Genomic DNA, 13,476 nt, shown 5'->3' on the forward strand with positions numbered 1-13,476 from the left:
TTTCTCTTATCTCACGTCTTCGACATTAAAATTTGATGCAGCACGCGCCCTGTTCCGCGCCGGAAAGCTGGCTGCGCAAGGCACCGAAAAGCTCACGGCCACAGCCGGTATGTTCGGCACTCAGATCCGGCTGGTACGCAGTGCGTTTCGCCAGCCCGGCGTCATCCACCAGTAACGCCAGCTCGCCGGTGCGGCCATTCACGCGGATGATGTCGCCGTCCTGCACTTTCGCCAGCATGCCGCCGGTATACGCTTCCGGCGTAACGTGGATGGCAGACGGCACTTTGCCGGATGCGCCGGACAAACGGCCATCGGTGACCAGCGCCACTTTAAATCCGCGATCCATTAAAACGCCGAGCGGCGGCATTAATTTGTGTAACTCCGGCATGCCGTTGGCCTGCGGCCCCTGAAAACGCACCACCACCACGCAATCGCGGTTAAGTTTTCCGGCTTCGAACGCAGGCACGATGTCGTGCTGGCTTTCAAAGACGACGGCGGGCGCTTCGATAATCTGGTTATCCGCAGGCACCGCCGAGGTTTTCATCACCGCGCGCCCCAGATTGCCGGACAACACTTTGGTGCCGCCGTGATGTTCGAACGGCGCGCAAATGCTGGCGATCACGTTTGTATCCAGCGAGCTTTGCGCCCCTTCGCGCCACGCCAGTTCGCCGTTATCCAGCCACGGTTCCTGCGTGTAACGCTCCAGCCCGAAACCGGCGACGGTGCTGACGTCCTGATGCAACAAGCCATGATTAAGCAGTTCGCGCACCACCAGCTGCACGCCACCGGCAGCCTGGAACTGATTGATATCCGCCGGGCCGTTCGGGTAAATGCGGCACAGCAACGGCACGGCGTCGGACAGTTCAGAGAAATCATCCCAGTTAATGATAATGCCCGCCGCGCGTGCCATCGCCACCAAGTGCATGGTCAGATTGGTGGAACCGCCGGTCGCCAGCAGCGAAACAATCCCGTTCACCACGGTTTTCTCATTCACCATCTGCCCGAGCGGCTGATAGTTACCGCTGGTTTCGGTCAGACGCGTCACCTGACGCGCCGCCGAATCGGTCAGCGCGTCGCGCAATGCGGTGTCCGGTGGCACAAATGACGAGCCCGGCAGATGCAGGCCCATCATTTCCATCACCATCTGGTTGGTATTGGCCGTGCCGTAAAACGTGCAGGTGCCGATACCGTGATACGACGCGGCTTCCGCTTCCAGCAGCGCCTGACGATCGACTTTGCCTTCGGTATACAGCTGGCGAACGCGCACTTTTTCTTTGTTCGGCAAACCGGTGCTCATCGGCCCGGCCGGAATAAAGACCGCCGGAAGATGCCCGAATGACAACGCCGCCATGACTAATCCCGGCACGATTTTGTCGCAAATCCCGAGGTACAGCGCGCCGTCGAACATGTTGTGCGACAGGCCAATGGCGGCGGACATCGCAATCACATCGCGACTCATCAGCGACAGCTCCATACCGTCCTGCCCCTGCGTGACACCGTCACACATTGCCGGCACGCCGCCCGCCACCTGCCCGACGGCACCGACTGATTTCAGCGCCTCTTTCAGGCGCTGCGGGTAATGCTCGTATGGCTGATGCGCGGAGAGCATATCGTTGTAGGCGGTGATAATCGCGATGTCGCTGCGAACCATATTTTTCAGGGCGTTTTTCTCATCCAGCTGGCAGGCCGCAAAACCGTGCGCCAGATTGCCGCAGGCCAGCTGCGCACGGTGAACCGTTTTCGAACGGGCAGATTCCATACGCGCCAGATAGGCTTCGCGGGTCGGGCCGGAGCGTTCAATGATCCGCTGCGTGACGCGCGAGACTGTTTCGTTAATCATTTCGTTCTCCTTTACTTAAAGCATCGTGAAAGCAATCATGCCGATGATCCCGCCGGTGGTGCCCAGCAGGGTTTCCATCACGGTCCAGGTTTTCAGCGTTTGCAGTTCACTGACACCGGTAAATTTACCGAACAGCCAGAAACCGGCGTCGTTCACGTGGCTCAGCACGATGGAACCGCCGGTGATACAGATGGCCAGCGCCGCAAGTTGCCCGCCGTTCAGCCCGAGCTGATGCGTCACCGGCAGAACCAGGCCGACGGTGGTCAGGCAGGCGACGGTCGCCGACCCCTGAATCACGCGCACCACGGCGGCCAGCGCAAAACAGGCCACGGCGATAGGCAAACCGGTGCCTATCATGGCGTCACCGATGGCCGGGCCGACGCCGGAATCCACCAGAATTTGTTTGAACACGCCGCCCGCACCGGTCATCAGCAGGATGATCCCGGCCGGTTGTACGGCAGCAGAACAGATGGCCAGAGTTTGTTCGTTGGTCATGCCGCGCGGTTTAGCCAGACCGTAAATAACAATCAGGCAGGCAATCAGAATGGCGGTGAAGGGATGGCCTATAAATTCCAGCCATTGCTGCAAATGAGAACCCTGAGTGACGAAACGCGCGCCGATGGTTTTCATCCCCACCAGCACCAGCGGGCATAAGATGAGTGCCAGACTGAAACCGAAAGATGGCAGATTGTCTTTGTTCAGCGTCGGCGCATTTTCTTCCACCGGCATTGGCCAGTTCACATAGCGGCTGATGAAATTGCCGTACAGCGGCCCGGCGATCAGCATGCCGGCAATGGCGGCGACCAGACCGATGGCAATCATCCAGCCAAAATCCGCGTTAAGTTGTGACGCGAGAAGCATCGGCACCGGCCCCGGAAGCAGGAAACAGGCGGCTGCGGCAACACCGGCAAACAACGGGATCGCCAGCCTGACAATGTTGCCGTCAGTTCGGCGCGCAACGGCAAACACAATGCCGATCAGCAGGACAATGGCGACGTCGAAAAACAGCGGCAACGCGCACACCAGCCCGGCAATCCCGAGGGCGTAATTGGCTTTGTTTTTGCCGAAACGATTCAGTAAATGGGCCGCAATTTGATCGAGCGCGCCGACTTCATGCAGGATCTTGCCAAACATCGCGCCCAGCGCCACTACGATCGCCAGAAAACCGAGCGTGCTGCCCATGCCTTTTTGCATGGTGTCGGCAATTGTATCAATGGGCATACCGGAGAAAATCCCGGCGGCGATGGAGACCAGCATCAGCGCCACAAAGGCGTGCATGCGGACTTTCATGACCAGGAACAGAAGCAGTAAAACCGACCCGACCGCTGTCCCGACTAAAGTAACTGTATTCACGCGCAGTGCTCCTGTTGCTGGAAACTTTGAATATGTTGCAGGGTTTCTGCGATGACATCGTCAAGCGGCTGGTTGATATTGATGGTGATGACATCGCTCTCTTCAATCCCTGGCTGCTCCAGCGCGGCGAACTGAGAAATCAGCATTTGTGACTTAAAGAAATGGCCTTTTCGCGCTGCCATGCGTTCCTCGATCACCGGAAAATCGCCTTGCAGATAGATAAATGACAGATTGCCGTTGCCTGCCCGCAAGCGGTCGCGGTAGCGTTTCTTAAGCGCGGAACAGACGATGATCGATACGTTATTGGTCCGCTGCATCGCGAACGCCGCGTCGTTGAGTGCGGCCAGCCACGGCGCGCGGTCGTCATCGTTTAACGCCTCGCCTGCGGCCATTTTGGAAATATTGCTGCGCGGGTGCAGAAAATCGCCGTCAAGAAAACCGGCGGATAACTGGTGTGAAACGGCGTTGGCGACGGCGGATTTTCCGCTGCCGGATACGCCCATGAAAATATAAATACGATTGTTATTCTGATTGTTGTTCTGGTTCTGGCTCACGGTTCAGCTCCTGGCACGGGATCTTAAATAAAAATGTTACCGGTAACATGTTATCGGTAACATTATCAGAGGGATTTTCGCGTCTGACAATCGGTGGCGGCGGGTGAAAACCATAAATGTGATCAGGTTCAAAGTTAATTATTAGCGATGAAACATTTTAGATGGGGTTATTAACAGGTGAATAACACAGTCTCGGGTTCAGCAAAGAATAGTGATTCCGCCTTGTAATAATCACGTTCCTTGTCTATTACTTAAATCACGTAATAAACCGCTGTTTTTGCAGCGGCTTATTACTTAACAGGGTAATTAAAAAACAGGCGTATCACGATGTTCTTCCGCCGGATTTCCGGTACTCATACTTCTGAGGCAAAAATGAAAATATCTCACGCGTTGCTGGCTGTGGCGTTAACCGGTGGTCTTTCCTTTAGCGCATTTTCTGCTCAGCTATTGAAGAAAGCAGATTTTGAAAAAGTCGCCTCGCAATATACCAAAGTCGGTTCGGTCACTACGTCGAATAAAACTTCGCAGTCAGGCGCAATTGAAGACTTGTCTAAAAAAGCCGATAAAAAAGGCGGTGACGTCTTTGTATTAACGTCCGGCAATACCAACAATAAAATCCACGGCACTGCTGACGTGTATAAGAAAAAATAAGTAATATGATCGTGAAAAAACCACGTCACGGCGTGGTTTTTTTTATACAGAAATGAAGAGAAATTTCAGGCAGCAAGCCCTTCCGGCCAGCGTTCCTTCGGGTACAGCGCCATACGGATATTGAACAGATGGAACAGCGGTTTAAATAGCGTCATGTCCGAACGGCACAGCGCTTCGAGATTTAACAAAACGCGGTTTAATTCCTCAAGCAGGGATTGCGGCGGCGCGATATAAATATTTTTCAGCCGCATTTTGATGTACTGATTAATTTCAAACATCAGCGCGTCCGTTTCCAGCGTATGACTTTTTAAAATAGCCTGATGGCGGGCATAAAAATCATAGCAATTCACGCCCAGCCAGATTTCCGTAATCAAATTTCCGCCCAGCGCGACATTCGGCACCGGATCAACTTTATTACGCGGCAAAATAATATTCACTTTATCGAGCATACTCGCGACGTACTGCTGACGCCCGCGCAGTGACGACGCGTTAATTTTGATCGCATTGGTAAACTGCAATAATTCTTTAATGCCTTTGCGCAACGCGCGTTTTGCCGTCCATGAAGGCCGTTTATTGCGGATAAGTGCCGTGGTCAGCAATGCAATCACAATCCCCACCAGCGTGGAAATCGCTGCGTTAACGATCACCAGCAGGTCAGGTTTGAAATCATGGCTCATGCCGATAAAACCGGGGATCTGCGTGGCAATAATCAGGCCGATAAAGTTGGTGGAAGGATTGGCAATCACCAGCCCGAGCGCCAGCAGACCCGGCGCGAGGCAGATAATCAGTGATTCAAACGTCACTGTCAGCGGAATAAACACGGCGGCATAAACAATGCTGATCAGAATCGCAATCAGCACGCCTTTGAGAAAGACGTGGATCGAGGCAATCGGGCTGTCGAGCGAGGCGAAGAACGAACAGATAACCGCCGCCATCATCGGCGCGGAAGCCCCGTCACGCCAGCCGGTGCCGATCCAGAACAGACAACCGACCATGGTGGCGGCAAAGGCGCTGAAGGCCGACAACAGGATCATCCCTTCATCTTTATGCTTTCTGATGAGCCTGAGTTTGCTGCGTTTTTTCTCTTTGCTGAACTGGCTGACGCGTTCGGTCACGCCAAAGTATGATTCCGCAATGTGAATGAAATTCTGCAAACGCTCCAGCAAACCGATAAACAACAGCCCTTCTTCCGGCGTCATTTCGCCCCGCTCGTAGCACGTTTTAATTTTTTCCTGCGACGCGCGGATATCGTCCTGAATCGCCTTCGCATTGCCGCTTTGCTCCGGGCTGTTCAGCCACAGCAAAAACTGGCTGAAGGTCGCGGAGACAAAATCCGGGAACGCAATGCCCTGCTCGCCCAGCAGGCTCAGACGTTTTTCAATCGCCGTCAGGGTCGGGATCAGATACGACAAATGCTGATACTGCGCGGTCACCAGGCGGATTAACCGGCGCGCGGAATCGCCCTCAAACACGCAATGCGTAATCAGCGTTTCCACGCTGATGGGGTAGTTCGCCATCTGCACGAGAATGTGTTCGCGCTCAGGCGACGTCTCTTTTGGCGTAACGGTCAGCAACTCTGAACAGAGTTTTTTGGCACTGTCGTACCAGTTACTGACGCTGCTCTCCAGAAGATTGCGCATACGCACCGGGAACACCAGCATGTGGATCAGCGAACTACAGACAATCGCCACCGTGATCTCTTCGACGCGCGAAATTACCGTGTAAGTGATGGAAAGCGGCGTATCGACGTCGGCAAATCCCATGATCGCCGCGCTGTATCCGGCCAGCATAAAAATGTACCCCTTCGGCGTGCGGTCGTGCAGCGAAAGATACAGGCAGAAAGCCACCCACAGCGACACGCTCAGGCTGAATAGCATCGGATCGGTGACCGTAAACGGATAGACCAGAAAGATGAAAATCCCGCCGAGCACCGTGCCCAGAAAACGGTACGTGGCTTTAGAAAGTGTCGAGGCAGAATAGAGCTGGGAAATGACGTAAACCGAAACCATTGACCAGGCAGGTTTATCGAGATTGAGTTCAAGCGCGATATATAAGGCTAAAAATGCCGCTATACAGGTTTTGACGGAGAACAAGAGCGCATTTTTTGTTAACCATTTCATTTTTAAATCAACAGCTCAGCGTATTTTAAAACAGTATTTTAGCCTGTCGGGAAGATTGCGCCCTTTTGAAGAGTGTAACAAAACATACGAAACTATTAGTCACCTTACAAAATTGCCTCACGCGCCCGCTTCCCTCTCCTGCCGGCAAAAAAATCCACGCCGTGGCGTGGACCGGTTGTCACGCTGTCAGTGATTCAGAAAGGACGGATGATCGCCAGAATCCCGATAATGATGACGCAGAGAGCGATAATTCCCGCGGCATTGCGCAGTAATGCGTAATTTTTTGCAGGCATCCCGGTGGCGCGTTTGCGTAAATCGCCGGAAAGCAGCCCGTGCAGCGCGGAAAGGAAGAACACCACGAGGATCTTAATCAGCAGCCACGCGTGCGGGATCTGGCCGTGGCTGACAATCATCACAATCCCGGCAATCCACAGCACAATCATCGCCGGGCTGGTGACGCAGCGATTCCATTTACGGACAGTATCGAGCAACGCCGCTTTGCCCGCGTTATCCTGTATTCCGACGGTTTTAGAAAACGTTATGGAAACCAGCGCCATCGCCAGCATTCCGCCGATCCACAATATCCCTGCGATAATGTGCAGGGTGTTCAGCCACTCATGAAGCATGTTTTATTCCTTCTAAAGTTAACGACAATGCGGTACGCCGGACAACTTCAACCTGCTGTCTCTTCACGGCTTTTACCGGATTATGTCCTTTTCCCCTGATAAAGGCACGGGTAATGTCTCCGCGTTTTCGGAACGTCAGGTTTTCTGTTTTCTTTCTTTTTGGAAATTGAGTAGGTAGACTGGGCTACCTACTCAATGATTCACTAAGATGAGCGACGTTATGTCACAACCTGAAACGCCAGCGGAAAGCGCCCGCGACCGCCTGCTCGGCGCGGCACGCGTCCTGTTTTATAACGATGGCATCGCCGCTACGGGCATTGACGCCATCGTGAAAAGAGCGGGCGTGGCGAAGAAAAGCCTCTACAACAATTTTGAATCAAAAGCGGAACTGGTTGCGACGTACATCACCATTCGCCACGACGAATGGCTGGCGCTGTATGCACGCCGCGAGGAGGAAGCATCCGGCCCGAAGGAAAAAGTGCTGGCGGTTTTCCGCGCGTATGACGATCACGCTGAATTTTCGTACGAGCGCGGATTTCGCGGCTGCGGGCTGCTCAATGCCGCCGCCGAACTCCCTGCCGGTGCGCCCGGAAGACTGGCGGTGCGCGGCCACAAGGAACAGGTGGAATCCATTGTGTCTGCCCATTTGCTGGAGCTGTTTGCCGGCGATGAAGCGAAAGCGCAATTACTGGCGCGGCATTTTTCATTCCTGCTCGAAGGGGCAATTTCCCGCGCCGGACTGGAAGGCAACGGTGCCTGTGTACGTCAGGCGATGGCGATGGCCGACGCCATGATGGAGGCGCCGTGACAAGCTCGCCTGCAGAACGGTTACTCGGCATTCTGGCCGTGGTTTTTGCCTCAGTGTTATGGGGCTCAACGGGCACGGCAGCGACGTTCGCCCCGCAGGTCAGCCCGGTGGCGATTGGCGCAGTGGCGATGGGCATCGGCGGCCTTTTGCAGGCGGCCATTGCCGCACGCGGCATTCTCAGACACCGCCGGGCGCTCACTTTGCACTGGCGGATCTTACTGACCGGCGGGCTGTCCGTCGGCATCTATCCGCTGGCTTTTTATGCCTCGATGCACCTTGCGGGCGTGACGGTGGGTACGGTGATTTCCATTGGTTCCGCCCCGCTGCTTTCTGCGCTGATTGAATATTGGCTCGAGGGCCAGCGTCTGACCCGCCGCTGGATGGCGGGCGCGGCCATCGGTGTGGCCGGAATGGTGCTGTTATGTCTGGCCGAAAGCAGCACGCACGCCCTTTCAGGTCAGCAGCCGCACGCGCTGGCAGGCATGGCGCTCGGTCTGGTCGCCGGGCTGACTTACGCCCTTTATGCGTGGGCGGCGCGTCAGCTGATGCAGCGCGGCGTTCCTTCGCGTGTGTCGATGGGCGCAACGTTTGGCCTCGGTGGCCTGTTGCTGATGCCGGTATTATTCGTGACCGGCGCGCCATTGCTGGCTTCGTGGAATAACGCCGCGGTCGGCGCTTACATGGCGCTGATCCCAATGTTTACCGGTTATGTGTGTTTCGGTTATGCGCTGGCACGCATTCCGGCCAGCCTGGCGACCACTATCACGCTGCTCGAGCCTGCGGTGGCGGCGGTTCTGGCAGTGCTGATTGTCGGCGAACGCCTGCCCGCAATGGGCTGGACTGGCATCGGGCTGGTGGTCGCCTGCCTCATTTTCATCACCGTTCCGCTGAGAAGCAGGCCGGTGCTGACATCGGCCTGAAAGAAGAATGGCCCTTTGCAGGGCCATTTTTTGGGCAAAAATCACACGCAATCAGACTGCCGCCGGGGCTTCCAGCGAGGCCATATCAATCACAAAACGGTAGCGAACATCCGCTTTTTCCATACGTTCGAATGCCGCGTTGATTTCATCCATACGGATCATCTCGCAGTCCGGCAGAATGTTTTTCTCAGCGCAGAAGTCGAGCATTTCCTGCGTTTCGCGGATCCCACCGATTGGCGAACCCGCCACGCGGCGACGGCCCAGCAGCAGCGGCACGGTGTTGAACTCTTCCATCGGGCCGACCTGCCCGACCAGCACCAGCGTCGCGTCCACATCCAGCAGCGGCATATATGGCGTGATGTCGTGTCTGACCGGCACAGTATCGATAATCAAATCGAAGTGATCGTGCGCCTGCGCCATGGCATCACTGTCTGCGCTGACCAGCAAACGGCTCGCGCCCAGAGCCAGTGCGTCAGCTTCTTTGGCATTGGAACGGCTCAGTACGGTGACATCCGCGCCCAGCCCGACGGCCAGTTTAACGGCCATGTGGCCCAGCCCGCCCAACCCGATAACGCCCACACGGCTGCCCGGCCCGACATTCCAGGTTTTCAGCGGCGACCAGGTGGTGATACCGGCGCACAACAGCGGCGCGGCTTTGGAGAGATCTAACCCTTCCGGCATCCGCAGGCAAAATTCCTCACGCACCACTAAGTGCTTGGAATATCCGCCCTGCGTCGGCTCTTTGGTAAAACGGTCATAACCCGCGTACGTGCCGGTGTTCCCTTCGCGGCACAACTGTTCTTCGCCCTTTTTACACTGGTCACATTCCTGACAACTGTCCACCATACAACCGACGGCAACGTGGTCACCCACTTTGTAGCGGGAAACCTGATTACCTACCTGCGTTACGCGACCGACGATTTCATGGCCGGGGACAATCGGATAATAGCTCCAGCCCCAGTCATTCCGGGCGGTATGCAAATCAGAATGGCAGACGCCGCAATACAAAATCTCCATTGCAACATCATTTTCACGCAGGCCGCGACGTTCAAATGCGTAGGGTGCCAGCGGTTTTTTCGGATCGTACGCTGCAAATCCAACAGTTTTCATCGGTAAACTCCTGAGTTGATAGTGACCCCTTCACTATAGAATTTACCCTCAAAGCCACAAGCCACAGTCCTCCTGAATCCTTGCCTGATTCTGTTCAGTTTTCGCCGCTTAGCGACGTTGTGCGATAAAGAATCACAGTTCACACGCAGATGTGAAAATTTCTTTGCGGCACTTTCCGAAAATTATCCTTAAAATTAAATAACATATATAAAATACTCCGCCATATCCCCAATCATTTTTCTGTGATTTCGCAACTTTTAATGTGAAATTGAAATGCCTACACTGTTAAACATTGAGAGGCATCAGGTTAATCAATTTATCGGGTGGTCAGCATGCTGAGTGCAAATGAGCGGCGCGATTTTATTTACCGGCACATCCATGAAAACCAGATTGCCTATTACGACGAACTGGCGTCGCTGATGAATGTGTCGCACATGACCATTCGCCGCGATGCGACGTTGCTGGAACGTGAAGGGAAAGTGCTGCGCGTCAACGGCGGTGTGCGACTCAGCGAGTTTTTGCATCAGGAACTGCCATGGCAGGAAAAGTCATACCTGAACCATAAGATCAAGAAAGAACTCGGCCAGTGCGCGATGCGCAGAATTGCCGAAGGCACCATTATTTATCTGGATGCGGGCACCACCACCTTTGAGATTGCCTGCTGCATTCCGGCAAATTTCCGGTTAACGGTGGTGACCAATGATTTTTCCATCACCCAGTTACTGATGAATAATCCGGCAATTGATTTATTTCATGTCGGCGGGCGGGTCGATAAACGCAACTATTCCTGCGTCGGGCTAAGTGCGGCTAATTTTATTAAAGCGCTGAACATCGATCTGGCTTTTCTCAGCGCCAGTTCATGGGATTTAAAACACGGTATTTCGACACCTTATGAAGGCAAAGCCGAAGTGAAGCAGACTGTTATTTCTGTTGCTAACCGGAGCATATTAATTTCCGACAGCAGCAAATATGGTAAATACGGCTTTTATTCCGTCTGCCCGCTGAACACGGTGGATGAGATTATTACCGATTCAGTGTCGAAAGAATGCAAACAAACATTGTCAAACCTGACCTCACCCAAAGTGACATTTGTCGATATTTTATAATGTGAGAAAATAATGAAATCGGAAAATAAAATACGCGAAGATATTTGCTTTGCGGGGGAATCCCTTTTTCAAAGAGGCTATACCGTCGGTTCTTCCGGTAATATCAGCGCCCGCCTGGACGACGGCTGGCTGATTACGCCGACCGACGCCTGTCTGGGCAATCTGGATCCGGCAAAAATAGCCAAAGTGAATCTTCAGGGCGAATGGATCAATGGCGAAAAACCGTCGAAAACCCTGAAACTGCATCAGGGTATTTATCAGAATAACCCGGACGCGCAGTGTGTAACGCATACGCATTCCACCTATCTGGTATTGCTGACGCTGTGCGGCGTCTGGTCTCCGGAGGCCATATTGCCGCCCATCACACCGTATCAGGTGATGAAAGTGGGGAAAATCCCGCTGATTGATTATCACCGCCCCGGCGCGCAGGAGGTGGCTGAACGCGTTGCGACGCTGGCAAATCATGTGAAAGGGGTGATGCTGGAACGGCTCGGGCCGGTAGTCTGGGGACATTCCGTGGCACACGCCAGCTATATTCTCGAAGAACTGGAAGAAACCGCCAAATTATGGCTAAAGTCAGAAAGAAAAGTCATTGCGCTGCCGGATGAGGCAATTAACGAGTTGTGCGCCCTGTTCGGCTGCCACTGGTAATAATAATAATTTATCTCTTACCCTTACTCTATTACAGGTAAATAAAATGACCGCATATGAAATCATGCCGCGGGTGGCCTATTTAATCGCCGTCTCCATGCTGGGGTGGTATACAACACGGAAGTTTAAAGTTAACTCGCAGGATATTGCCAAATTACTGATTTATATTTTCTCACCGATAGTCTGTTTTGTACTTATCCTGAACTCACCGGCGAACATTAATTACGCCATGTATTCGGTAGTGTTTTATGTTGTCTCCTGTATCGCCGCTTTTCTGGCGTATCTGGTCGGGCGTTTATTATGGAAAGACAACCGCGCGAATTTATTCGGCGCAGCAGGCGGACAAGGTAACGTCGGTTATTTTGTCTTACCACTGGCCATTGGCTTGCTCGGCGGTACACCGGACGGCGCCGCAGCTATCAGCATCGTGGTTTTCGCCAAAGTCGCCTCGAGTATTTATGAATTTACGGCCGCGTATTACATCACCGCGCGTGGCCGGTACTCCATTAAAAACAGCCTGATCATGGTATTGAAAATGCCGACACTGCACGCGGCCATTCTTGCCCTGATTTTGAAATACTTCCACTTTGAACTGCCGGACGTGATTAAAAGCAGCGTCGACGGATTTGTCGGCGGTTACTCCACGCTGGGCATGATGATTATCGGTATGTCACTGGCACGCTTCGATAAATTAATTCCCGACTGGAAATTCGCCATCGCCTCGATTCTGTGGAAACAAGGGTTGTACGCGCTGGTCATCATCGCGATATTCCGCTTGTTTAATCTGAATCACTATGAATATGTGGTGATGGTCATGCTGGCCTGTAATCCGCTCGCTGCCAACATCGCCGCCGTCGCGTCAGCGCTGGACGTTCACCCTGAGAAAGCCGCCTTCGCCATCATGCTGAGCACAATCCTGGCAGTGGTCACCGTGCCACTCACCATCTGGCTGGCCATGTAGTTGTAATTTTCAAGATTACGATTATTAACGCTGTACCTGAAGTTCATCACTTTTATCTGAAACCAGGAGTCACGCATGTCTTCTTCAAAAAACCTTACGCTGCACAGCGCGTTAGTTGTCCGCTCGCCGTTTGACGCCACGCTGCTCGACATATACCGCCAGTCACACGGCGACATTGATATCACCTGGACGCCAACCACGGTGTTAATGAAAAACATTGCCAGCGGGCTAACCGGCGACGTAGTCATTGTGACCGATCAGGCGATGGATGAGCTGATCGAACTTGGCGTAGTGGACGCCGCCAGCCGTAAACCGCTGATCGTCTCGCGCATCGGTTTCGCGGTAAAACAGGGCGACACCCGACCAGACGTTTCCACCCCAGAAGCGCTGAAAAAAACCTTGCTGGAAACACGTTCGGTTTGTTATTCCATCGGCGGCGCAAGCGGCATTCATTTTAAAACCGTGCTCACCCGTCTGGGCATTGAGGCAGAAGTGGACGCCAAAGCCAGCCCGATCCCGGAAGGATTTACGGCAGAAAAACTGATTACCGGCGAAGCCAGTCTGGCGGTTCAGCAAATCAGCGAACTGCTGGTGGTGTCAGGCATTGAAATCGCTGGTCGTCTGCCGGAGGAACTGCAAAAAGTGACGTCGTTTTCCATTGCGCTGTTCAGCGCCTCCCCGCTAAAAAACGAAGGTGCCGCGCTGATTGACATTGTCACTGCGCAAGCCTCAAAAGAGGCCTACGCCCGTTTCGGCCTTGATTGCCGGTTTTAACC

13 protein-coding genes are annotated in these 13,476 nt (G+C 53.9%); 7 read left to right on the forward strand and 6 right to left on the reverse strand.

All coding sequences use genetic code 11. The features are described 5' to 3' along the window. Positions 1 to 25 precede the first annotated feature (25 nt). The 3 genes from edd to gntK are packed head-to-tail and all read right to left on the reverse strand — an operon-like array spanning position 26 to position 3,747. On the reverse strand, positions 26 to 1,840 hold the full coding sequence (gene edd / locus GW579_RS04045) for a phosphogluconate dehydratase (RefSeq protein WP_165057710.1): 1,815 nt from the start codon (positions 1,838 to 1,840) through the stop codon (positions 26 to 28). Between the two features lie 15 nt (positions 1,841 to 1,855). Further along, positions 1,856 to 3,193, reverse strand: coding sequence for a gluconate transporter (gene gntU, locus GW579_RS04050; protein ID WP_165057712.1), 1,338 nt, complete (start codon positions 3,191 to 3,193; stop codon positions 1,856 to 1,858). Continuing rightward, on the reverse strand, positions 3,190 to 3,747 hold the full coding sequence (gntK, locus tag GW579_RS04055) for a gluconokinase (protein WP_338105832.1): 558 nt from the start codon (positions 3,745 to 3,747) through the stop codon (positions 3,190 to 3,192). Before gntK ends, gntU begins: the two co-directional genes overlap by 4 nt. Before the next feature lie 372 nt (positions 3,748 to 4,119). Here gntK and yahO point away from each other — a divergent pair, with 372 nt between their 5' ends. Continuing rightward, positions 4,120 to 4,398, forward strand: a complete 279-nt coding sequence (gene yahO / locus GW579_RS04060; protein ID WP_101076551.1) for a DUF1471 family periplasmic protein YahO — start codon at positions 4,120 to 4,122, stop codon at positions 4,396 to 4,398. A 65-nt stretch (positions 4,399 to 4,463) separates the two neighbouring features. On the opposite strand, the gene GW579_RS04065 is transcribed toward yahO, so the two are convergent. Then, positions 4,464 to 6,518, reverse strand: coding sequence for an FUSC family protein (locus GW579_RS04065; RefSeq protein ID WP_165057713.1), 2,055 nt, complete (start codon positions 6,516 to 6,518; stop codon positions 4,464 to 4,466). Positions 6,519 to 6,712: 194 nt separating this feature from the next. Then, positions 6,713 to 7,144, reverse strand: a complete 432-nt coding sequence (locus GW579_RS04070) for a CopD family protein (RefSeq protein ID WP_165057715.1) — start codon at positions 7,142 to 7,144, stop codon at positions 6,713 to 6,715. 220 nt (positions 7,145 to 7,364) lie between these two features. Here GW579_RS04070 and GW579_RS04075 point away from each other — a divergent pair, with 220 nt between their 5' ends. Together GW579_RS04075 and GW579_RS04080 are read left to right on the forward strand one after the other, a co-directional pair. Further along, entirely contained in the window at positions 7,365 to 7,952 is a 588-nt protein-coding gene (locus GW579_RS04075; RefSeq protein ID WP_165057717.1) for a TetR/AcrR family transcriptional regulator, read from the forward strand. Beyond that, on the forward strand, positions 7,949 to 8,872 hold the full coding sequence (locus GW579_RS04080; RefSeq protein ID WP_165057719.1) for a DMT family transporter: 924 nt from the start codon (positions 7,949 to 7,951) through the stop codon (positions 8,870 to 8,872). Before GW579_RS04075 ends, GW579_RS04080 begins: the two co-directional genes overlap by 4 nt. 51 nt (positions 8,873 to 8,923) lie before the next feature. Here GW579_RS04080 and GW579_RS04085 read toward each other — a convergent pair whose 3' ends face one another. Further along, positions 8,924 to 9,982, reverse strand: coding sequence for an NAD(P)-dependent alcohol dehydrogenase (locus tag GW579_RS04085; RefSeq protein ID WP_165057721.1), 1,059 nt, complete (start codon positions 9,980 to 9,982; stop codon positions 8,924 to 8,926). Between the two features lie 332 nt (positions 9,983 to 10,314). Between GW579_RS04085 and GW579_RS04090 the strand changes: the two genes are divergently transcribed. The 4 genes from GW579_RS04090 to GW579_RS04105 all read left to right on the forward strand — a co-directional run bounded on the left by GW579_RS04090 (position 10,315) and on the right by GW579_RS04105 (position 13,474). Next, the gene (locus GW579_RS04090) at positions 10,315 to 11,088 is read left to right on the forward strand and encodes a DeoR/GlpR family DNA-binding transcription regulator (RefSeq protein WP_235937313.1); all 774 of its coding nucleotides are present in this window, start codon (positions 10,315 to 10,317) and stop codon (positions 11,086 to 11,088) included. Between the two features lie 12 nt (positions 11,089 to 11,100). Further along, on the forward strand, positions 11,101 to 11,739 hold the full coding sequence (gene otnC / locus GW579_RS04095) for a 3-oxo-tetronate 4-phosphate decarboxylase (RefSeq protein ID WP_165057723.1): 639 nt from the start codon (positions 11,101 to 11,103) through the stop codon (positions 11,737 to 11,739). 46 nt (positions 11,740 to 11,785) lie between these two features. After that, a complete protein-coding gene (locus GW579_RS04100) occupies positions 11,786 to 12,700 on the forward strand; it encodes an AEC family transporter (protein ID WP_165057725.1) in 915 nt (304 codons plus the stop codon). 75 nt (positions 12,701 to 12,775) lie between these two features. Then, positions 12,776 to 13,474, forward strand: coding sequence for a molybdate ABC transporter substrate-binding protein (locus tag GW579_RS04105; protein WP_152327134.1), 699 nt, complete (start codon positions 12,776 to 12,778; stop codon positions 13,472 to 13,474). Positions 13,475 to 13,476: the final 2 nt, after the last annotated feature.

It is taken from the genome of Rahnella contaminans, assembly GCF_011065485.1.
Lineage (GTDB): Bacteria > Pseudomonadota > Gammaproteobacteria > Enterobacterales > Enterobacteriaceae > Rahnella > Rahnella contaminans.